This window comes from Streptococcus sp. oral taxon 064 (assembly GCF_001683375.1).
Lineage (GTDB): Bacteria > Bacillota > Bacilli > Lactobacillales > Streptococcaceae > Streptococcus > Streptococcus oralis_S.
Genome location: NZ_CP016207.1, coordinates 210,988 through 232,750, shown reverse-complemented (window position 1 = coordinate 232,750; position 21,763 = coordinate 210,988). Strand labels below are relative to the sequence as shown.

General features: G+C 41.6%; 21 protein-coding genes, 1 pseudogene and 1 riboswitch. Of the genes and pseudogenes, 14 read left to right on the top strand and 8 right to left on the bottom strand.

Going from position 1 to position 21,763, the window contains the following annotated elements; all coding sequences use genetic code 11:
- Positions 1-200 precede the first annotated feature (200 nt).
- Positions 201-938 carry a nicotinamide riboside transporter PnuC gene (gene pnuC / locus AXF18_RS01145; RefSeq protein ID WP_000014133.1) on the top strand — a complete coding sequence of 246 codons (738 nt, stop codon included), beginning with the start codon at positions 201-203 and terminating at the stop codon, positions 936-938.
- Between the two features lie 33 nt (positions 939-971).
- On the opposite strand, the pseudogene AXF18_RS09835 reads toward pnuC, so the two are convergent.
- Both AXF18_RS09835 and AXF18_RS01140 read right to left on the bottom strand, forming a co-directional pair.
- Positions 972-1,284: pseudogene (locus AXF18_RS09835) on the bottom strand (glucuronide permease).
- A 26-nt stretch (positions 1,285-1,310) separates the two neighbouring features.
- Positions 1,311-1,865 (bottom strand): TetR/AcrR family transcriptional regulator, encoded by a 555-nt coding sequence (locus AXF18_RS01140; RefSeq protein ID WP_000166618.1) that lies wholly within the window; start codon positions 1,863-1,865, stop codon positions 1,311-1,313.
- 132 nt (positions 1,866-1,997) lie between these two features.
- Between AXF18_RS01140 and AXF18_RS01135 the strand changes: the two genes are divergently transcribed.
- From AXF18_RS01135 to AXF18_RS01125, 3 genes are all read left to right on the top strand, one after another.
- Positions 1,998-2,885, top strand: coding sequence for a cation diffusion facilitator family transporter (locus tag AXF18_RS01135; protein ID WP_000095927.1), 888 nt, complete (start codon positions 1,998-2,000; stop codon positions 2,883-2,885).
- A gap of 205 nt (positions 2,886-3,090) precedes the next feature.
- Positions 3,091-3,444, top strand: coding sequence for a stress response transcriptional regulator NmlR (gene nmlR, locus AXF18_RS01130; RefSeq protein WP_065371365.1), 354 nt, complete (start codon positions 3,091-3,093; stop codon positions 3,442-3,444).
- Complete coding sequence (locus AXF18_RS01125; protein ID WP_049501574.1) at positions 3,445-4,482, top strand: Zn-dependent alcohol dehydrogenase; 1,038 nt, start codon at positions 3,445-3,447, stop codon at positions 4,480-4,482. It abuts the gene before it with no gap.
- Positions 4,483-4,549: 67 nt separating this feature from the next.
- Here AXF18_RS01125 and galR read toward each other — a convergent pair whose 3' ends face one another.
- The gene (gene galR, locus AXF18_RS01120) at positions 4,550-5,551 is read right to left on the bottom strand and encodes a DNA-binding transcriptional regulator GalR (RefSeq protein ID WP_049501575.1); all 1,002 of its coding nucleotides are present in this window, start codon (positions 5,549-5,551) and stop codon (positions 4,550-4,552) included.
- Between the two features lie 164 nt (positions 5,552-5,715).
- Between galR and AXF18_RS01115 the strand changes: the two genes are divergently transcribed.
- The 4 genes from AXF18_RS01115 (at position 5,716) to AXF18_RS01100 (ending at position 9,523) form a co-directional block, all read left to right on the top strand.
- The gene (locus tag AXF18_RS01115; protein WP_045616738.1) at positions 5,716-6,894 is read left to right on the top strand and encodes a galactokinase; all 1,179 of its coding nucleotides are present in this window, start codon (positions 5,716-5,718) and stop codon (positions 6,892-6,894) included.
- Between the two features lie 11 nt (positions 6,895-6,905).
- Positions 6,906-7,565, top strand: coding sequence for an HAD family phosphatase (locus tag AXF18_RS01110; RefSeq protein WP_065371364.1), 660 nt, complete (start codon positions 6,906-6,908; stop codon positions 7,563-7,565).
- Complete coding sequence (locus AXF18_RS01105) at positions 7,562-9,049, top strand: UDP-glucose--hexose-1-phosphate uridylyltransferase (RefSeq protein WP_065371363.1); 1,488 nt, start codon at positions 7,562-7,564, stop codon at positions 9,047-9,049. The genes AXF18_RS01110 and AXF18_RS01105 overlap by 4 nt, the downstream gene beginning before the upstream one ends.
- A gap of 69 nt (positions 9,050-9,118) precedes the next feature.
- A complete protein-coding gene (locus AXF18_RS01100; RefSeq protein WP_000651198.1) occupies positions 9,119-9,523 on the top strand; it encodes a PaaI family thioesterase in 405 nt (134 codons plus the stop codon).
- 44 nt (positions 9,524-9,567) lie between these two features.
- On the opposite strand, the gene AXF18_RS01095 is transcribed toward AXF18_RS01100, so the two are convergent.
- Positions 9,568-10,833 carry a DNA cytosine methyltransferase gene (locus tag AXF18_RS01095; RefSeq protein ID WP_000865856.1) on the bottom strand — a complete coding sequence of 422 codons (1,266 nt, stop codon included), beginning with the start codon at positions 10,831-10,833 and terminating at the stop codon, positions 9,568-9,570.
- Positions 10,834-10,948: 115 nt separating this feature from the next.
- On the opposite strand from AXF18_RS01095, the gene AXF18_RS01090 reads away from it, so the two are divergent.
- Complete coding sequence (locus AXF18_RS01090; RefSeq protein ID WP_000372606.1) at positions 10,949-12,439, top strand: Sau3AI family type II restriction endonuclease; 1,491 nt, start codon at positions 10,949-10,951, stop codon at positions 12,437-12,439.
- A gap of 40 nt (positions 12,440-12,479) precedes the next feature.
- On the opposite strand, the gene AXF18_RS01085 is transcribed toward AXF18_RS01090, so the two are convergent.
- From AXF18_RS01085 to AXF18_RS01070, 4 genes are all read right to left on the bottom strand, one after another.
- A complete protein-coding gene (locus AXF18_RS01085) occupies positions 12,480-13,742 on the bottom strand; it encodes a nucleobase:cation symporter-2 family protein (RefSeq protein WP_001171650.1) in 1,263 nt (420 codons plus the stop codon).
- Complete coding sequence (locus AXF18_RS01080; protein WP_065371362.1) at positions 13,742-14,323, bottom strand: xanthine phosphoribosyltransferase; 582 nt, start codon at positions 14,321-14,323, stop codon at positions 13,742-13,744. The genes AXF18_RS01085 and AXF18_RS01080 overlap by 1 nt, the downstream gene beginning before the upstream one ends.
- A 431-nt stretch (positions 14,324-14,754) precedes the next feature.
- Positions 14,755-14,850: riboswitch (purine riboswitch) on the bottom strand.
- A 133-nt stretch (positions 14,851-14,983) separates the two neighbouring features.
- On the bottom strand, positions 14,984-15,370 hold the full coding sequence (locus AXF18_RS01075) for a VOC family protein (protein ID WP_049501578.1): 387 nt from the start codon (positions 15,368-15,370) through the stop codon (positions 14,984-14,986).
- A gap of 11 nt (positions 15,371-15,381) precedes the next feature.
- Complete coding sequence (locus AXF18_RS01070; protein ID WP_038804934.1) at positions 15,382-16,209, bottom strand: exodeoxyribonuclease III; 828 nt, start codon at positions 16,207-16,209, stop codon at positions 15,382-15,384.
- Between the two features lie 133 nt (positions 16,210-16,342).
- Here AXF18_RS01070 and AXF18_RS01065 point away from each other — a divergent pair, with 133 nt between their 5' ends.
- The 5 genes from AXF18_RS01065 (at position 16,343) to AXF18_RS01045 (ending at position 21,760) form a co-directional block, all read left to right on the top strand.
- Entirely contained in the window at positions 16,343-16,798 is a 456-nt protein-coding gene (locus AXF18_RS01065; protein WP_049501579.1) for a DUF3290 family protein, read from the top strand.
- Positions 16,795-17,430, top strand: a complete 636-nt coding sequence (locus tag AXF18_RS01060) for a DUF421 domain-containing protein (protein ID WP_038804936.1) — start codon at positions 16,795-16,797, stop codon at positions 17,428-17,430. Before AXF18_RS01065 ends, AXF18_RS01060 begins: the two co-directional genes overlap by 4 nt.
- A gap of 54 nt (positions 17,431-17,484) precedes the next feature.
- Positions 17,485-19,230, top strand: coding sequence for an ABC transporter ATP-binding protein (locus AXF18_RS01055; protein WP_065371361.1), 1,746 nt, complete (start codon positions 17,485-17,487; stop codon positions 19,228-19,230).
- Complete coding sequence (locus AXF18_RS01050) at positions 19,220-20,962, top strand: ABC transporter ATP-binding protein (protein WP_065371360.1); 1,743 nt, start codon at positions 19,220-19,222, stop codon at positions 20,960-20,962. Before AXF18_RS01055 ends, AXF18_RS01050 begins: the two co-directional genes overlap by 11 nt.
- 105 nt (positions 20,963-21,067) lie before the next feature.
- Positions 21,068-21,760: a sugar transferase gene (locus AXF18_RS01045; RefSeq protein ID WP_065371359.1), complete on the top strand. Its 693-nt coding sequence runs from the start codon at positions 21,068-21,070 to the stop codon at positions 21,758-21,760.
- Positions 21,761-21,763: the final 3 nt, after the last annotated feature.

Sequence of the window (21,763 nt, the reverse complement as noted above, 5' to 3'; positions counted from 1 at the left end):
TGTGAACTACTTAACAAATAGAGATTTCCAGCTCATGTCGACTAAGGATGGAAATCCTGTGTATAGACAGTTCAGTAGATATATAATAGAGCGTTGCGTCCGAAAGTCTATCCAGACACGGCTCTTTAAAAACAAAAGGAGAAAATATGACGACTTATTTGTAAACAAAACTCAAGAATATCAAAATTACTCTTGGTGAAATGTCTGGCGGTTACCGCCGTATGGTTGCTGCTATGGCTGATTTAGGATTTTCAGGAACTATGAAGGCTATCTGGAATGACCTCTTTGCCAATCGTAGTTTTTCCCAGTGGCTTTACCTGCTAGTTTTAGGAAGTTTTCCAATCTGGCTTGAGTTGATTTATGAACACCGCATTGTTGACTGGGTTGGGATGATTTGTAGCCTGACTGGAATTATCTGTGTCATCTTTGTATCAGAAGGTCGAGCAAGTAATTACCTTTTTGGTTTGATTAACTCTGTCATTTACCTTATCTTGGCTTTGCAGAAAGGCTTCTATGGTGAGGTTTTAACAACTCTCTATTTTACAATTATGCAGCCAATTGGTCTCTTGGTTTGGATTTATCAAGCCCAGTTTAAGAAAGAACAACAAGAGTTTGTCGCACGTAAACTAGACGGCAAGGGTTGGACAAAGTATCTTTCTATTAGTGTTCTTTGGTGGTTGGCCTTTGGGTTTATTTATCAGTCTATCGGAGCTAATCGTCCCTATCGTGATTCTATCACTGATGCGACCAATGGTGTAGGACAAATCCTCATGACAGCTGTTTACCGTGAACAGTGGATATTCTGGGCTGCTACTACTGTCTTTTCAATCTATCTCTGGTGGGGAGAAAGCCTGCAAATCCAAGGAAAATACCTGATTTACTTGATCAATAGTCTAGTTGGGTGGTATCAGTGGAGCAAGGCAGCAAAAAGCGCTTAAAAAGTAAAAAAGGATCATCTGATCCTTTTTGTGTTAGAGCAAAATGAATAATACCGTAATGATAATAGCGGTCGTTATACGAACGATGTGGTGCGAGATATGTTGCTTTTCTTTCTGTTGGCCGTTCCAGTAGGCTCCATAGCAGACGATACTCGAACCCACAATCCATAGAAGAATGGTTGCAACTGGAACGAAGTAAAAGATGGCTAGAGCCAGAGATGTGAGGCAACTGCCAACCACTGTAGTTCTTTTGTTTCATGGCTGAAAAAGCAGCAGCAAGGTGAAGCAATGAGAAGGCGAGAGCTAGTACAATTGTTAGTATTCCTAGAATCATCGAAGTTAACATAGTTGGTTCCTTTCTGAGTTTCAGGCTTAGTTATCAAGTGGAGTTGTAGAGGTCATCTCTATTACATCAAGGTAAAATTTCACCACTTGGTTTTCGGTATAAGATTTTCCTTTTTTTAGCCACCAAGTTAGGGTCTCGATAAAGTTCGTTACAACAAAATGCTGGAGGTAGGAGTCCGGAATGTTTGGATAGGCTTCTTGCAAGTCATCCGCCACCATGGGATAAACGTGGTGTTTGAGTTCCCTGTGTAGTTGGCGGAGGAAGTAGTCGTTTTTGGAAAAAAGGAGACTGGTGACATGGTCCTGGTTTTTCTGAAAATGTAAAAAGATATGTGCGAGGTAGTCCTCGGTAGTCAAGTGTCCTTCCCTTTCAAAGAGATGATGAAAGAGGTAGCGACAGAGCTCATCTAAAAGGAGTTCCTTACTCTCGTAGTGACAGTAAAAAGTGGAGCGCCCAACATCTGCTAGGTCAATGATATCCTGAACAGTAGTGGCATCATAGCCCTTGTCGTTCAAAAGTTGTAAAAAAGCTTGGTAGATGGCTTTTTTCGTCTTGCTGACTCGACGGTCTCTTTTTGTCATATAGACACTAGTGACAAACTGTTCAGAACTGAACAGGACTGACAGTTTGCTTCTATCCTTTCTTTGGATTTTATTAGATAATACAAATGAAAGAAGTATGTATATACCCATTATACCAAAGGAGGGAGAGAAATGAGTTCTAAAACATCTATCTGGTTAGCTTTTTTCTTAAATTTAAGCTATGCGATTGTTGAGTTTATCGCAGGAGGAATCTTTGGTTCGAGTGCAGTTCTTGCTGATTCTGTTCATGACTTGGGAGATGCTATAGCCATTGGCATATCTGCCCTTTTAGAAACGATTTCCAATCGTGAAGAAGATAGACAGTACACCTTGGGTTACAAACGTTTTAGTCTTTTAGGGGCCATGCTAACGGCTGTGATTCTTATGATAGGGTCTGTCCTAGTGATTTTGGAAAATGTCACAAAGATCGCTCACCCGCAACCCGTTAATGAGGAAGGGATTCTCTGGCTGGGAATCATTGCGGTAGCTATCAATGTGCTAGCTAGTCTGGTAGTTCGTAAGGGAAAAACAAAGAATGAATCTATTCTTAGCTTGCATTTTTTGGAAGATACTCTTGGTTGGTTGGCTGTCATTCTAATGGCGATTATTCTTCGATTTACGGACTGGTATATCCTCGATCCGCTTTTATCTCTGGTTATTTCCATCTTTATTCTGTCGAAAGCCATTCCACGCTTTTGGAGTGCACTAAAAATTTTCCTAGATGCTGTGCCAGAAGGGGTCGAGACAAGTGATTTGGAGAAAGATTTAGAGGCTCTACCCAATGTCAAAAGTGTTAATCAACTTAGCATTTGGTCCATGGATGGTCTAGAGAATAATGCTATTGTTCACATTTGTATCAAGGACTGGGAACAGATGATGGAAACCAAAGAAGTAGTGCGTCAATTTTTAGAAGAAAGAGGCGTGCAGAATATCACTATTGAAGTAGATAGCAGTCAAAGCAATCATGCGCAACATAGACGGAGAGTGAGAGAGTTAGAGCAGAAGCATGGGCATCATTAGTATAGAGTCAAGAATGATTGAACCCCTATGTTATTTGAAATAGAGTATTTTCTTTCCAGTTTAAATATTTTAAAAATTTGGTAATTAAAAGAATTTTTCTTTTAGATGCAAAATGTTTGACTTGGAGTCAACTCAAAGTTGTATAATAAGATAAGTGAGTTATCATTGCTTAAATTCAATGAAGGATATGAAAGGAGGCTAGTATATGAATATTAAATCTGTCAGCGACTTATTGGGAATTTCAGCGGATACGATTCGGTATTATGAGCGAGTTGGTCTTGTGCCACCGATTACTCGAACTGTAACTGGGATTCGTGACTTTCAAGATCAGGATATAGAAGCACTGGAATTTATTAAGTGTTTCCGTTCGGCGGGTGTCTCTGTAGACAGTTTAGTTGACTATATGTCGCTCTACCAAAAGGGGGATGAAACGCGAGAGGGAAGGCTTGGTATTTTAGAAGAGGAAAAGAAAAAATTAGAAGAGCGCTTTTCTCAGTTACAGACGGCTTTAAATCGCTTAAATCTCAAAATTAAACTTTACAAGGAAGGAAAATTTTAAATGAAATCAGCAGTATATACAAAGGCAGGCAAGGTTGGACTTGCTACAATTGAACGTCCGCAAATTATAGAAGCAGATGATGCTATTATCCGCATTGTCCGTACTTGCGTTTGTGGTTCGGACCTCTGGAGTTACCGTAATCCAGAAATCGAAGAAGGACATAGAAATAGCGGTCATGAGGCTATCGGAATTATCGAAGAAGTTGGTGAGAACGTTACTACAGTAAAATCAGGAGACTTTGTCATCGCACCTTTCACCCATGGCTGTGGGGAGTGTGATGCCTGTCGCGCTGGCTATGATGGGACTTGTGACCGCCATATTGGCACCAACTGGTCTAACGGGGTCCAAGCAGAGTACATCCGTTTCCACTTTGCTAATTGGGCACTTGTGAAAATTCCAGGTCAACCTTCAGATTATAGCGAAGGCATGCTCAAGTCACTTTTGACACTTGCTGATGTCATGCCGACAGGCTATCATGCGGCGCGTGTTGCTAATGTGCAAAAGGGCGACAAGGTGGTCGTTATCGGTGATGGGGCTGTTGGTCAATGCGCTGTCATTGCAGCTAAGATGCGTGGTGCATCACAAATTATCCTTATGAGCCGTCATGAAGACCGCCAAAAGATGGCCTTGGAATCAGGGGCGACAGCTGTTGTGGCTGAACGTGGCGAAGAGGGAATTGCCAAGGTGCGTGAAATCCTCGGTGGTGGAGCAGATGCAGCCCTTGAATGTGTTGGGACTGAAGCAGCCGTTGAGCAGGCCCTTGGAGTCCTTCATAATGGAGGACGCATGGGATTTGTCGGTGTTCCACATTATAATAACCGTGCCCTTGGTTCAACCTTTGCCCAAAATATTTCAGTGGCAGGTGGAGCAGCCTCAGTTACCACTTATGACAAACAAGTTTTGTTAAAAGCGGTTCTTGATGGAGACATCAATCCAGGTCGCGTCTTTACTTCAAGTTATAAACTGGAAGATATCGACCAGGCTTATAAAGATATGGATGAACGCAAGACCATTAAGTCTATGATTGTGATGGATTAACAATGAAAATCCTAATGGAGATTTGAGACTCTCTATTAGGATTTTTTGCGTTGGTATATTTGTTGAGTTATGGCAGCGTACTTTCTCTCAAAGTCAGTCTGGTTCCCAGCATGGTTAGGCTAGGTATTTTGCGACCGTGGAGGACTTCCTTGTTAAGAATATCCATACCTGCTCGGCCCATTTCTTCGGTATAGACGGTAATGCTAGAAAGAGGAGGATAGACCTGCTTGGTCAGGCTAGTGTCGTTAAAAGAAATGAGGCTGACGCGGTCTGGTAGGCTAATTCCAGATTCTTGAAAGGCACGGAGGGCACCGATGGCTAAACTATCGCTGGCTGCGAAAAAGGCTGGTGGGAGTTGTTCTCCTAGCTTGTGAATGGCCTCCTTCATCAAGTCATAGCCAGACTGGGCAGTAAAGCTCCCCTGAAAGACCAGTTCTTCATGGTAGATTCCATTTGCTTGGGTATAGTCTTTGAAATTTTCTAGTCGCTTATCCTGGATAATTTCTTCCTGGTCGGTTGTTTCCTCAAGGCCTGTGAGAATTCCGATATGGTTCATACCTTTGCTGAGGAAATGGTCTACAACTTGTTTCACAGCAGTGTAAAAGTCAGTGATAATACAGGTATGACCTAATGAGAGGGTATCGCTGTCTATAAAGACTAGAGGTTTTTGGTATTCTTCAAAGGCAGCAATCTGAGCTCGGCTAAATTTTCCGATGCAGAGAATGCCAATCACTTCCTCGCTCAGTGTAAAAGGATGGTCATTAAAATAGCGCAAGATATCATAGTCCAACTCTTGGGCTCTTTTTTCAATACCGAGACGAATCTGGTAGTAGTAGAGATCTTCCAACTCCCCTTGTTCGCTGACCCATTGGATAATGGCAATCTTTTGCTTTGGTTTGTGGGATTCGCCTGTCTTGAGGTGCTTAGTATAGCCTAGCTCTTCCGCGACGGTTAAAATACGGTGTCTGGTTTCTTCTGTGACAGATAGGCTCTGGTCGCGATTGAGGACACGAGATACGGTCGCAATAGAGACAGAGGCTAGCTGTGCGATGTCTTTTAAGGTAGCCATAAATCCTCCTCCTTTTAGGTTAGTATATCATATTTTTCTGATTTTTACTGATAGTTTAGTAAAAGTTCAGTAAAAAGGATTGACCTTGGTAAATCCCTTGGATACAATAGAAGAAAACGATTACACGTTAAGATGACTTAACGGACAGTCAAAGGAGAATTTATATGACACAAGATCTTACTACTGAAGCCCTTCGCAAAGATTTTCTTGCCGTTTTTGGTCAAGAAGCAGACCAAACTTTCTTTTCACCAGGTCGTATCAATCTGATTGGTGAACACACGGACTACAACGGTGGTCACGTTTTTCCAGCTGCTATTTCTTTGGGAACTTATGGTGCAGCTCGCAAGCGTGACGATCAAGTTTTGCGTTTCTACTCAGCCAACTTTGAGGACAAGGGTATCATCGAAGTGCCTCTTGCTGACCTCAAATTTGAAAAAGAGCACAGCTGGACCAACTATCCAAAAGGGGTTCTTCATTTCTTGCAAGAAGCTGGGCATGTGATTGACAAAGGGTTTGATTTTTATGTTTATGGGAATATCCCAAATGGTGCAGGCTTGTCCTCTTCAGCATCCTTGGAACTCTTGACAGGGGTTGTGGCAGAGCATCTCTTTGGTTTAAAACTAGACCGTTTGGATTTGGTTAAAATCGGAAAACAAACAGAAAACAACTTTATCGGAGTAAACTCTGGTATCATGGACCAGTTTGCCATCGGTATGGGTGCTGACCAACGTGCCATTTACCTGAATACCAACACTTTGGAGTACGACTTGGTGCCACTTGATTTGAAGGACAATGTCGTTGTTATCATGAACACCAACAAACGTCGTGAACTGGCGGACTCTAAGTACAATGAACGCCGTGCTGAGTGTGAAAAAGCTGTGGAAGAATTGCAAGTTGCCTTGGATATTCAGACCTTGGGTGAATTGGATGAGTGGGCCTTTGACCAATACAGCTATCTGATTAAAGATGAAAATCGCTTAAAACGTGCTCGCCATGCTGTGCTTGAAAACCAACGTACTCTTAAAGCTCAAGCAGCCCTTCAAGCAGGTGATTTGGAAACCTTTGGTCGCTTGATGAATGCATCTCACGTTTCTTTGGAGCATGACTATGAAGTAACTGGCTTGGAATTGGATACCCTTGTTCACACAGCTTGGGCTCAGGAAGGTGTTCTGGGTGCTCGTATGACAGGGGCAGGATTTGGTGGCTGTGCCATTGCCTTGGTGCGAAAAGATGCTGTTGAGGCCTTTAAAGCAGCTGTTGGCAAGCACTATGAGGAAGTCGTTGGATATGCTCCAAGCTTCTATATCGCTGAAGTTGCAGGTGGCACTCGCGTTTTAGACTAGGAGAGAAGTAAATGGACGCTGTAATATTTGATTTAGATGGCTTATTAGCTGATACTGAGATCATTTCTCTAAAAGTTTATCAAGAATTGCTTAAAGATTTTGGAATTCCTTTCACAGAAGAAACATATTCTAGAGAATACAGTGGACATAGGGAAGAGGAGAATGTTCAACGATTTTTAGATAACTATGATTTACCTTGGAACTTTGACCAAACCTTGGAAAAAGTTTATGAACTGGAAGCTCGAATATTAGCCAAAGGTGTAAATTTAAAAAAAGGTGCTAAAAATTTGCTTGCTTTTTTGCAAAGAGAAGGTATTCCAATCGCTCTAGCAACTTCAAGTGTTGAATCTAGAGCTAGAATGATTTTGGATAGTAATGGGATACTGTCCCTATTTGACCATCTAGTTTTTGCAAAAGATGTAAAGCGAAGCAAACCTTACCCTGATATATTTTTAAAGGCCTGTAGTGATTTGAATGTTTTACCAGAGAATTGCTTAGTATTAGAGGATAGTGAAGCAGGGATTGAAGCAGCGTATAGAGCTGGGATACCAGTTATTTGTATTCCAGACTTAAAAATGCCAGCACAGTCTTTCTTAAATAAAACAGAACAAGTTTTTCAGGATTTAGATGCTGTCAGAGACTATTTAGAAAGTAAGAGGGAGAATCAATGAGTCAAGGAGTTCTAGATGCATTTATCACGGAAGTCATTGCTGAAAGCTCATTTGAGGAAATGGATCGAATCTACCTAACCAATCGTGTCTTAGCACGAGTGGGTGAAGGCGTTTTGAAAGTTGAGACGGATCTGGATGAGTTGATTGACCTCAAGGACCAGTTAGTCGAGGAAGCGGTTCGATTAGAGACGATTGAGGACAGTCAGACTGCGCGTGAAATCCTCGGTTCTGAACTGATGGACTTGGTAACTCCTTGTCCAAGTCAGGTTAATCGTGACTTTTGGACAACCTATGCTCACTCTCCTGAGCAGGCGATAGGGGATTTTTACCAGCTCAGCCAGAAAAATGACTACATCAAGCTCAAGGCTATTTCTAAGAATATCGCTTATCGCGTTCCATCTGACTATGGAGAACTTGAGATTACCATTAACCTCTCTAAGCCTGAAAAGGATCCAAAGGAAATTGCGGCGGCCAAGTTGGTGCAAGCTAGCAATTATCCTCAATGTCAGCTTTGTATAGAGAATGAGGGCTATCATGGTCGAGTTAACCACCCAGCTCGCAGCAATCACCGCATTATTCGTTTTGAAATGGTGGGTCAGGAGTGGGGCTTCCAGTATTCGCCCTATGCTTATTTTAATGAGCACTGTATCTTCTTAGATGGTCAGCATCGTCCCATGGCTATCAGTCGTCAGAGCTTTGAGCGCCTGCTGGATATCGTAGACCAGTTTCCGGGCTATTTTGCGGGTTCAAATGCGGACTTACCAATTGTGGGAGGCTCTATTCTGACTCATGACCACTATCAGGGAGGTCGTCACGTATTTCCTATGGAATTGGCTCCTTTGCAAAAGACTTTTTGTTTTGCTGGTTTTGATCAGGTCAAGACTGGGATTGTCAAGTGGCCTATGTCAGTGCTACGTTTGACCTCGGATTCAAAAGAAGATTTGATCAACTTGGGTGACAAGATTTTACAGAAATGGCGCCAGTATTCAGACCCTGCAGTGCAAATTTTGGCAGAGACAGACGGGACACCGCATCACACCATCACACCCATTGCTCGTAAACGCGATGGTCAGTTTGAGTTGGACTTGGTCTTGCGTGACAATCAGACATCGCCAGAGCATCCGGATGGTATCTATCATCCCCACAAGGATGTCCAACATATCAAGAAGGAAAATATCGGCTTGATTGAGGTCATGGGCTTGGCTATCTTACCACCTCGTTTGAAAGCAGAAGTGGAGCAAGTTGCTAGCTACCTCGTAGGAGAAGAAGTCTCAGTTGCCGACTATCATCAGAAATGGGCAGACCAGCTCAAAGTCCAACATCCAGACCTAAAAGATAAAGAAAAAGCCCTTGAAATCGTCAAGGACTCTGTGGGTGCTATCTTTGCACGTGTTCTGGAGGACGCGGGGGTTTACAAGCAGACGGAACAAGGACAGGCAGCCTTTATGCGCTTTGTAGAACAGGTCGGAATTTTGCCAGACTAGGATCTTTCTCCTTGCACAGTCCTATAAAAAGTAGTATCATAGTGTCGTTTGAACTATCAGGAGGAAACGATGAAAGATTTTCATTTTGATGCTATATCTGCTTTTGAAAATTACGAAATAGAAAAAATGAGAGACGGTCATGTTGTGGTGACGACAAAAGTAGTGGACTCGTCGCTCAATTACTATGGCAATGCCCATGGAGGCTATCTCTTCACCCTTTGTGACCAGATTAGTGGTCTAGTGGTTATCTCGCTGGGGCTTGATGGAGTGACGCTTCAGTCCTCTATCAACTACCTTAAGGCAGGAAAACTTGACGATGTACTGACCATTAAAGGAGAATGTGTCCATCAAGGTCGCACAACTTGTGTCGTGGATGTGGATATCACCAATCAAGAAGGCAGAAATGTCTGCAAAGCCACCTTTACCATGTTTGTCACAGGCCAGCGGTCAGAAGACAGACAGGTAAGGATATAGATAAACAAAAAAGAGGCTCACACCTCTTTTTTGTTTCAGATAAATCAATCAATTTCTTTAATAAACTTAGCAATTTCTTTTACAATCTCAGTAACTAAAGCATTTCCCATAAAGAACATTCTCATTTTATCAGAAACGTTGACAATAGATCCATCTGACAATTTCTTTTTAGCTGTCCAATTATCTGGAAAATCTTGAAGGCGTTCTGCTTCAACTGGAGTTATAAGACGGTATTTGCCATTAACTTTAAGAAAATGGGTAGAACGATTGACGGTACCTTCAGAAGTTAACATTGTTCGACCAGGTAAATTTAAATCGTCATAAGGAGCCATACCTCCTTCAGAATAGATATAAGTATGTCCAGTGGCAGAAGTACGTTCTATTCGTTTAGGACCTCGTAAGAATTGGAATTTTTCCAATTTTGCTGGATCTGTAATGAAATATTTCTCTGGGACCTCCTCTTCATCTTGAAGAATTTCTCCTAGAGTGATAGGGTTGCCATTGTAATTAGGTTCTGTATCAATAGAATAGTATTTTCCATGTCTCATAATTCCTGTATTCCAAACGGTACCAGTAAAAGTATCTGAAACTTCAACTATATCATTTGGTAACTCATAAAACACATGGCGATTTTTAACTGCTATAGGTTTAATAGGAAATTGTTTTGCAAATAGGCCTTGATTGAAAATATAGTCATCATACCTATTATCTTCAAAAATTTCTTCCTTTTTTTCGTAAAGATTATCAATCTTTTTTGCAAATACAGTATCATTTCGATATACGAAAAAGAATACACGGCGTCTTCGTTGGCTTCTTCCGTAATCAGCAGCATTAATAACTCTCCACTCTACAGAATATCCAAGATTATTAAAAGCTGTGAGCATAATTGCAAAATCACGTCCTCTTTGTTTTGAAGGTGCTTTTAAAAGTCTATCTACATTTTCTAGGATTAAATATTTTGGCTTAATTATTTCCGTTGCTCTAATAATCTCCCAAAATAAAACTCCTTTTTTCCCTTCAATTCCTTTTTCATCTTTCTTGCTACGCGCAACTGAGTAATCTTGGCAAGGAAAACCACCGACAATCATATCGGCATCCATTTTGGAGAATTGTTCGTCTGTTATATCAGAAATACTAATATTGATGTTTTCGCTATTGGGGAAGTGATAATCATAGACCTCAAATGCATCTTGAGATTTACGAGATGGTTCCCATTGGTTTGCCCATTTTGTTTTAAAGAGTTGCTTATCGGCATTTTCTAATCCTATGCGAAAACCGCCAACTCCAGCAAATAGTTCGAGAACTTTCATCTTTTCTCCTTAATATTTTACAGTTTAATCCATTATATACTATTTTCGATAATTGATCAAGTATTAATGCTTGCTTTAGTTTAATTTGATATAATATAAAAGATAGGAGAAGAAAATGGATCAAAACTTATTTAACTATAACGATGAAGATATCGATAGTGTTATTGAATATTCTCACAAACTATTAGATAGAAAATTTTCCGATGTTATGGAAGAGTATAATCGTTCGCTTTATAAATCATATGACGATTATAATGATAGAGTAGTCTCTGAGGTCCAAGATAAAGCAATTAGTATGAAGTCAAAAGGACAGTATGGAAATTATATTGAAAAATATTTCTATGGTTATCAGCCAAATAGTGATTCAGAAGCTGACTTTGAAAAAATTGGTGTAGAACTAAAAGTTACTCCTTTTAAGGTAAACAAAAATGGGACACTTAGTGCCAAAGAACGACTTGTATTAACAATACTAAACTATATGGAGGAAAATTTAGAGGATTTTTACTCCACCCACTTATGGAAAAAATGCGCAAAGATTTTATTATTGTTTTACAATGGCTTAATTCCTAATCAAACAATGAAGGACTATGTCATTGAAAAAATATTTTTATATGAATGGTTTGAGGAGGATATGGCAGTTATCCTTGAAGACTATAAGAAGATTACAGATAAAATCAAAAATGGAAGGGCACATGAATTATCAGAATCAGATGGGAACTATTTATCAACTTGTACAAAAGGGGCAGGTAAAGGAAAGGATTTAAGACAACAACCTTTTAGTTATGAATTAGCAAAACAAAGAGCTTGGGAATTAAAATCAAGTTATATGACCTATCTGATTAATCATAAAATCTTTAATCAATCAGATCAAGAAAGTGTCCTGGCTAATTTTAAGGGTGAGAAAAAATCATTTACTGAGGTTATTGCAGAGAAGATTCTCTCCTACAAAGGTTTCTCTGAACAAGAGTTATATGATAGATTTGAAGTGAATCCCAAAGCAAAAGGTAAGAATAGTACTCTGATTAGAAAAATTTTAGGCTTAACAGGGGATTTAGATAAGACAAAAGAATTTCAAAAAGCAAACATGAATTTGAGAGTTATTCGAGTAGATAAGAATAATTTACCTAAGGAAGACTCCCCGTTTAAAACTTATTGTTTTAAAGAACTAGCAGCAAATGATAGTTGGGAATCATCACATGTTTATAATGAAATTTACAATAAACGATTCCTCTTCGTTATTTTTAAGGAAATTGAACCTAAGCTATTTGTATTAGATTCTATCAAGTTTTGGGGATTTCAGGATAGACAATTAGAAGAAATACAAAGAGTGTGGCAGGAAACTAGACAAATTATTTCTGATGGAGTCAAATTAACTCAAAATGGTAATAAAGTTTCAACCAATTTCCCTCAAAGTAAGATAAACGGAATCCTATTTACGAAATTACACGCTACAAATACTTATTATGAAATTGAAAAAGGAAAATTTGTTGGGAAAGGTTCATTATCTGATACGGATGAACTTCCAGATGGACGTAGGATTACAAAACACTCCTTTTGGATGCCTAAAAAGTTTATAAAAGAAATATTAGATGGAAATTGGGATTGATTATATTTGTAAACAAAAAAGAGGCTCGCACCTCTTTTTCTTATTTCTTTTTCCGGTTTAATACTGCATTGAGTACAATGGCCAGTAGGCTGGCTACGACGATTCCGTTTGAGAAGAACATTTGGAAGGCTGTCGGCATGCTGACAAAGAGATTACTATTGTTGAGTCCTACACCTGCAGCGATTGAAACTGCTGCGATAAGGAAGTTGTGTTCATTGTTAGCAAAGTCAACGCGGGCGAGGATTTGCATCCCTTGAAGGGAAACAAAACCAAACATCACCAGCATGGCACCACCAAGGACAGGACTCGGAATGATTTGAGCTAGGGCACCAAACTTAGGAAGGAGTCCAAGGAGGACTAGGAAACCAGCCGCGTAGTAGATTGGCAGGCGAGTCTTGATGCCTGACAATTTAACCAAACCAACGTTTTGTGAAAATCCTGTGTAAGGGAAGGTGTTAAAAATTCCTCCGAGAAGTACGGCTAAACCTTCTGCACGGTAACCGTTGCGCAGGCGCGTGCTGTCGATTGGGTCATTGGTAATATCAGACAAGGCCAGGTAAACACCAGTGGATTCAACCATAGACACTGTTGCGATGATACACATCATGACAATAGAGGAGATTTCAAAGGTTGGCATTCCAAAGTAGAGTGGAGTTGGGACATGGACAAGCGGTGCTGCAGCCACAGGAGAGAAGTCAACCAAGCCCATGGTAGCAGCAATGGCAGTTCCAACAACCAACCCAATCAAAATGGAGATAGACTTGATAAATCCTTTGGTAAAGATGTTGATTAAGAGGATAATTAGAACAGTGATGGCTGCAAGCAAGAGACTTTGACCAGTTGGCTCTGGGACATTATTTCCCATATTTCCAATAGCGACAGGAATTAAGGTTAAACCAATCGTGGTAATGACAGAGCCTGTTACGATAGATGGGAAGAGATTGGCAACTTTTGAGAAAATGCCTGAAATCAGAACCACATAAATCCCTGAAACGATAAGGGCACCAAACATAGCCCCGCTACCGTGGCTCTGCCCAATCATAATTAAAGGAGCGACGGATTGGAAGGCAACCCCGAGCACGACTGGTAGTCCAATTCCAAAGTATTTGTTGAGTTGGAGTTGGAGGAAGGTTGCCACCCCACACATGAAGATATCTGTGGAAATCAGGTAGGTTAACTGCTCAGCCGAATAGCCAAGGGCTGTCGCAATCATGATGGGAACTAGGATAGATCCTGAGTACATGGCTAGTAAGTGCTGCAAGCCAAGAACGGCTGCTTGCGAGTGTTTTTCTTGTTTTTGCATTAGAGATCTGCCTCCTTAAATACGACCTGACCATTTTCGAAACGATCCAAACGGGCCAGTGATAGGACTGGATACCCTGCTTTTTCAAGCAAATCACGACCATCTTGGAAAGATTTTTCAATCACGATACCAATCGCTTCAACTTTTGCTCCGGCTTGTTCGATGATTTGGATCAAGCCTTTGGCAGCTTGTCCATTTGCTAGGAAATCATCGATAATCAAGACCTTGTCCTCTGGTGAAAGGAATTTTCCAGCGATAGAAACGGTGCTGGTTACCTGCTTGGTAAAGGAGTAAACTTCGGCAGTTAAGATACCTTCGTTCATGGTGATGTTTTTAGCTTTCTTGGCGAAAATCATGGGGACATTCAAGGCTTCTGCTGTAAAAATAGCTGGGGCAATACCTGACGCTTCAATGGTTACGACCTTGGTAATGCCAGCAGAAGCGAATTTGTCCGCAAATACCTTACCAATCTCTCGCATCAAGCTAAAGTCAACTTGATGGGTTAAAAAGGAATCCACCTTGAGGATGTTGTCACTCAAGATATGCCCATCCTCAAGGATGCGCTCTTCTAATAATTTCATAAGACCTCCTAAAGTCTAAAAGATGCTTCATTTGCTTGTCTAGATGTTTCTATAGTGATTTAGTTTGCTAATAATGTATATGTATAATACTAGTGCGAGCGAAGCGAGTTTTACTAGATATTTCCCGCTGTAGTGGTATCATATACAATAATCTTGTTATTGTATATGACGGGATTTTTGAGAGTAAAATAGTTCGGGGAACTATTTTAGCCTAAGCCTAGAAATGAAAGAGCTAGGGGCTCAAAAATTAGGGATGAAATTCCCTGGATTCCTGAAATTATCCACAGGATAATTTCACTCCCGTCCGCACTAAATAAGGGAAATATTAAAAATATTATATTTAACCTTGAAGGCTAGCCTTAGCAAAATACTAAAAAAGGACCTACTTAATCCCCTAAGTAAGTCCCCAAAATAGGCATGGCCAAAACCATACCTCAAGCTGACATACTCATTGTTAGGTGTTCCGGCACCTTGTAGAAACGTCGTGCCAATTCACGACATAAACAAGTAAAATGATATTCAATTTTAAATAGGCTACTGCCAATGTTTTTATTTTACACCAATTAGCTTTATAAATCAAATATTTTGTTAGTAAATAGATCATAAAAGCGAACGAATAAAAGGCTGCAAGGCTAGAAAGTATTGTAGCCTTTTATTCTTCTATTCGCTAAATCTTAAAAAATAACCATCTGGATCCAAAATCGCAAATTCATGAGGGTAAATAAAGCTATCTCCCACTCGAAATTCTCTTTTTGTCAGGGGACGATGGATAGGATAGTCAGCTTCCAGCATTTTTTGGTGGAGCTGAGGAACATCTGCAATGCCAAAGGAAATATTGACACCGCGCCCGAAAGGATAGGTCAGTTGGGCTAATTCTTCTGCGCTGCCTTCTTCTAACATGAGCTGGCAGTCTTCAAGAGAGAGAAAGAGAAATTTCTCCTCGGGGCGCTCGTATTCGACAGAGAATCCCAACAAGTCGCAGTAGAAGTGGCGTGATTTTTCGATGTCAGATACTACAAATTCAGGAATGATAGCTTGATAGTCCATTAGCTTTCTCCTTAGAGCTCAATCTCCATGACAATGGGTGTGTGGTCTTGGCGCGCACCTGAGTCAATCATATCAGACTTGGTCACCTTGTCAGCCACGCGGTTGCTTGTCAGCCAGTAGTCGATTCTCCAGCCTGTATTGTTGATTTTAGAAGTCTTGCTGCGTTGTGCCCACCAAGTGTAGCGTTCTGGAACATCGCCGTGAATGTGGCGGAAGGTATCCGTAAATCCAGTTGCCAAGAGGTTGGTAAATCCAGCACGTTCCTCGTCGGTAAATCCAGGTGAACGGCGGTTGCTAGCAGGATTTGCAAGGTCGATTTCATTGTGGGCTACGTTGTAGTCACCGGTCGCAAGGACTGGTTTTTCTTTGTCTAGTTCAGCCAAATACTCCGCATATTTGACATCCCAGACTTGACGTTCTTCCAAGCGTTTGAGACCGTCGCCAGCGTTTGGAGTGTAAACTTGGGTTACGAAAAATTCATCAAATTCTAGAGTGATGATACGGCCTTCCAAGTCCATGGTAGAAGGGGCACCGATTTCTGGGAAGCTGATAGTAGGCGTAAGTTCTTTCTTATAGAGGAACATGGTTCCAGCATAGCCTTTACGGGCAGGTTCTTGGGAAGAGCGCCACGTGTTTTCGTAACCTGGGAAGAGTTCCTCTAAAATTTCCAAGTGTTTCTTTGTAGGACCCTTGGCAGAAAGCTTGGTTTCTTGGATAGCGATGATATCAGCATTTTCAGCGACCAAGGTTTGTAGGACTTCTTGGGACAATTTGGCACGAGCTGAGTCACTAGTTAGGGCAGCGTTTAGGGAATCAATATTCCATGAGATAAGTTTCATAAAGTTACCTTTTTCATTCAGATTATAGATTTTATTATACCAAAAAAAGGTCTATTTCCCCAACGTATGGCTTGAAAAATCACTCTCTTTCGTTTATAATTAAGAATGATTTTATGAAAGGGAGTGAAAATAAATGAAATTTTACTCATATGACTATGTACTTAGCCAAATCAGTCAGCAAAATGGCATCATGATTGGCTTTGGAATTGTTCTCCTAGCTATCACAGGATTTTTTGCTTTTAAAGCCTATCGAGATAAAAAGGGGACTAAGTTTCGGGAATTGGTCATGATTTTGGCCTTGACCTTGGTGGCCATGCTTTTGGTGACAATCTCAAAATACCAGACCAATCAAGCCTCTAACAACCAATTTCAAACTTCCCTTCATTTCATAGAGGTTGTTTCCAAAGACTTGGGGGTGGATAAATCAGAAGTTTATGTCAATACTTCTGCCGACACTGATGGAGCACTTATCAAGGTAGGTTCAAATTTCTATCGTGCCATGAACGGGAGCCAACCAGACAAGTATCTTTTAGAGAAATTAGAATTGCATCAAACAGACGCTATTGAATTGGTGGAGGTAAACAAATGACACTCAATTATATGGAAATTTTAATCAAACTGGCCCTGGGTCTTTTCTCTCTTGTTTTTGTTATTAATGTGACAGGAAAGGGGAATCTAGCACCTAACTCTGCTATAGACCAAATTCAGAACTATGTTCTTGGTGGTATCATCGGTGGGGTGATTTACAATAGTTCAATCAGTATTCTGCAGTACGCAGTGATTTTGATGATGTGGACGATTTTGGTCTTGACCCTCAAGTGGCTCAATAACAATGTTCGTTTTGTCAAACGCTTGATTGATGGAAAACCAACTCTCCTTATCAAAAATGGGCAGATTGACCCAGAAGCCTGTCGTTCAGTTGGTTTGTCTGCAGCAGAAGTTGCTCTCAAACTTCGTAGCCAAGGGATTTTCCAGATGAAACAGGTCAAATGCGCTGTGCAGGAGCAAAATGGCCAACTCATCGTGGTCCAAATAGGAGATGAAAATCCTAAGTATCCAGTTGTGACTGACGGTGTGATCCAAGTCGATGTCTTGGAGTCGATTGGTCGTAGCGAAGAGTGGTTGCTTGATAATCTCAGCAAACAAGGACATGACAATGTAGCCAATATCTTTATCGCTGAGTATGACAAGGGTGTCGTCTCAGTCGTAACCTATGAATAAGAAAAACCTGGGGTCTTGGCCTCAGGTTTCAATTTGCAATCAGAAAGGGATTTTATGTCCATTATTCAAAAACTTTGGTGGTTTTTCAAGTTAGAAAAACACCGTTATTTAGTCGGGATTGTGGCCCTGATCTTGGTTTCCGTCCTCAATCTTATTCCCCCTATGGTTATGGGGCGGGTCATCGATGCCATCACATCGGGGAAATTAACCCAGCAGGACCTCCTTTTTGACCTATTTTACTTGCTTCTTGCGGCCTTTGGGATGTACTATCTGCGCTATGTTTGGCGTATGTATATCCTTGGAACTTCCTACCGTTTGGGGCAGATTATGCGATCTCGCTTGTTTGAGCATTTTACAAAAATGTCTCCAGCCTTTTATCAGACCTATCGGACGGGGGACCTGATGGCGCATGCAACCAACGATATCAATGCCTTGACTCGTCTGGCAGGAGGCGGTGTTATGTCTGCCGTGGATGCCTCTATCACGGCTTTAGTGACCTTGCTGACCATGCTCTTTAGCATTTCTTGGCAAATGACTCTGGTTGCCATTTTACCCCTGCCTTTCATGGCTTATGCGACCAGTCGTTTAGGGAGAAAGACTCATAAGGCTTTCGGAGAATCGCAGGCTGCCTTTTCTGAACTCAATAACAAGGTGCAGGAGTCTGTATCAGGTATTAAAGTGACCAAGTCTTTCGGTTATCAGGCGGACGAGTTGAAGTCCTTTCAGGCAGTCAATGAATTGACCTTCCAAAAGAACCTCCAAACCATGAAATACGATAGTCTCTTTGACCCTATGGTTCTCTTATTTGTTGGTTCCTCTTATGTTTTAACGCTTTTGGTAGGCTCCTTGATGGTTCAGAAAGGGCAAATCACGGTTGGGAATCTAGTTACCTTTATCAGCTACTTGGATATGCTGGTTTGGCCTCTTATGGCCATCGGCTTCCTCTTTAATATTACCCAGCGAGGGAAGGTTTCCTACCAGCGGATTGAAGATCTTTTGTCTCAGGAATCACCCGTACAAGCCCCTGAGTTTCCTCTAGACAGTATCGAAAATGGGCGCTTGCAGTATGCCATTGATAGCTTTGCCTTTGAAAATGAGGAAACACTGACAAATGTTCACTTTAGTTTGGAAAAAGGTCAAACGCTGGGCTTGGTTGGGCAAACAGGCTCTGGGAAAACATCTCTAATCAAACTGCTCTTGCGTGAATACGATGTGGACAAGGGTGCAATTTACCTAAACGGTCATAATATTCGTGACTATCGTCTGACAGACCTTCGCAGTCTCATGGGCTATGTTCCTCAGGACCAGTTCCTCTTTGCGACTTCGATTTTAGACAATATCCGCTTTGGCAAACCTAACTTGCCCCTTTCAGCGGTCGAGAAAGCGACTAAGCTAGCTCAAGTTTATCAAGACATTGTAGACATGCCTCAAGGATTTGATACACTGATTGGTGAAAAGGGAGTCAGTCTTTCTGGTGGTCAAAAGCAGCGTCTGGCCATGAGTCGGGCTATGATTTTAGACCCTGATATCTTGATTTTGGATGATTCTTTGTCGGCCGTGGATGCCAAGACGGAGTATGCGATTATTGACAACCTCAAGGAGACGCGAAAGGACAAGACAACCATTATTACGGCTCATCGCCTGAGTGCAGTTGTCCATGCAGATTTGATTTTAGTCCTGCAAAATGGACAGATTATCGAACGAGGTAGGCACGATGACTTGCTAGCCTTGGATGGCTGGTATGCCCAAACCTACCAGTCTCAGCAGTTGGAAATGAAAGGAGAAGAAGATGCAGAATAAGAAAGAACAATTGGCTGTATTGAAGCGCTTGATGTCTTATCTCAAGACCTATGGCCTCCTGACCTTTTTGGCACTCAGTTTTCTCCTCGTGACTACAATCATTAAAAGTGTCATTCCCCTTGTGGCTTCCCACTTTATCGACCAGTACCTCAGCAACCTAAACCATCTTGCTATTACAGTTTTATTGGCCTACTATGGCCTCTATATCCTGCAAACTCTGGTCCAGTATGTCGGCAATCTTCTCTTTGCGCGGGTGTCCTACAGTATTGTCAGAGATATTCGTCACGATGCCTTTGCCAATATGGAGAAACTGGGCATGTCTTATTTTGACAAGACGCCAGCAGGTTCCATCGTCTCTCGTTTGACCAATGATACTGAGACCATCAGTGATATGTTTTCGGGAATTTTATCCAGCTTTATTTCAGCAGTTTTCATCTTTCTGACAACTCTGTATACCATGTTGGTGCTGGATTTTCGTTTGACAGCTTTAGTTTTGCTCTTTCTACCCTTGATTTTCCTTTTAGTCAATCTCTATCGGAAAAAGTCAGTGAAAATCATCGAAAAAACCAGAAGTCTCTTGTCAGATATCAATAGTAAGCTGGCAGAGAATATCGAGGGAATCAGGATTATCCAGGCCTTCAACCAAGAGAATCGCCTGCAAGCAGAATTTGATGAAATCAACCAAGAACACTTGGTCTATGCCAACCGTTCTGTGGCCTTGGATGCCCTCTTTTTGAGACCTGCCATGAGTTTGCTGAAACTCCTAGGCTACGCCGTTTTGATGGCCTACTTTGGTTACCGTGGTCTTTCTATTGGGATAACAGCTGGAACCATGTATGCCTTTATCCAGTATATCAACCGCCTTTTTGATCCCTTGATTGAGGTGACGCAAAACTTTTCAACCCTTCAAACGTCCATGGTATCTGCAGGTCGTGTCTTTGCCTTGATTGACGAAACGACCTATGAGCCTCTTCAAAAAGATGGGCAAGCTAAAGTCAAAGAAGGCAATATCCGTTTTGAACATGTGTGTTTCTCATATGATGGCAAACATCCGATTCTGGATGACATTTCCTTTTCAGTTAAGAAGGGTGAAACCATTGCCTTTGTAGGTCATACAGGTTCGGGAAAATCATCGATTATCAATGTCCTCATGCGTTTTTATGAATTTCAGTCAGGCCGCGTTCTCTTGGATGGTGTGGATATCCGAAACTACAGTCAGGAAGAGCTGAGAAAGAACATCGGTTTGGTCTTGCAGGATCCCTTCCTCTATCACGGGACTATCAAGTCCAATATCGCCATGTATCAAGATCTTAGTGATGAAGAAGTCCAGGCTGCGGCTGCCTTTGTTGATGCAGATTCCTTTATTCAGGACCTTCCGCAGGGTTATGATGCACCTGTGTCCGAGCGTGGTTCGAGCTTTTCTACTGGTCAGCGTCAGCTTCTTGCCTTTGCTAGAACAGTTGCTAGTCAGCCTAAAATCTTGATTTTGGATGAAGCGACAGCCAATATTGACTCTGAAACAGAAAGTTTGGTTCAAGATTCCCTAGCCAAGATGAGACAGGGGCGGACAACCATTGCTATTGCTCATCGTCTTTCGACCATCCAGGACGCCAACTGTATTTATGTCTTGGATAAGGGGCGCATCATCGAGAGTGGAACCCATGAGGAACTCTTGGCCTTGGGAGGAACCTATCACAAGATGTATAGCTTGCAGGCAGGGGCTCTTTCCTAAAGAAGAATTCCTCTAAATCACAGATTTCTTGCACCGCCTTTTCTATTTTGTGGTATAATGAAAAATGTTGATAAATACTATACTAACAAACAAAGGAGAAACAGCATGCTGAAATGGGAAGACTTGCCCGTGGAAATGCAATCAAGCGAGGTTGAGTCCTACTACCAGCTTGTCTCTAAAAGGAAGGGGTCGCTGATTTTCAAGCGTTGCCTGGATTGGGTTCTGGCCCTGTTTTTGCTACTTTTGACTTCTCCCATCTTTCTTATCTTGAGCATTTGGATCAAGTTGGATAGCAAGGGGCCTGTCATTTACAAGCAAGAGCGCGTGACCCAGTACAACCGTTCGTTCAAGATTTGGAAGTTCCGTACTATGGTAACGGATGCGGATAAAAAAGGAAGTCTGGTGACTTCTGCTAACGATAGCCGTATTACCAAAGTGGGAAATTTCATCCGCCGTGTGCGCTTGGACGAACTGCCTCAGTTGGTCAATGTCCTTAAAGGTGAGATGTCCTTTGTTGGAACAAGACCTGAGGTGCCACGTTACACCGAGCAGTACAGTCCTGAAATGATGGCGACCTTGCTCTTGCCAGCAGGAATCACCTCTCCAGCCAGCATCAACTACAAGGATGAGGACACGATCATCAGTCAAATGACGGAGAAAGGTCTGACGGTTGACCAAGCCTATGTCGAGCATGTTCTTCCTGAAAAGATGCGCTATAATCTCGCCTATCTCCGAGAGTTTAGTTTCCTTGGAGACATCAAAATCATGTTTCAAACCGTGTTTGAAGTGCTAAAATAAAGT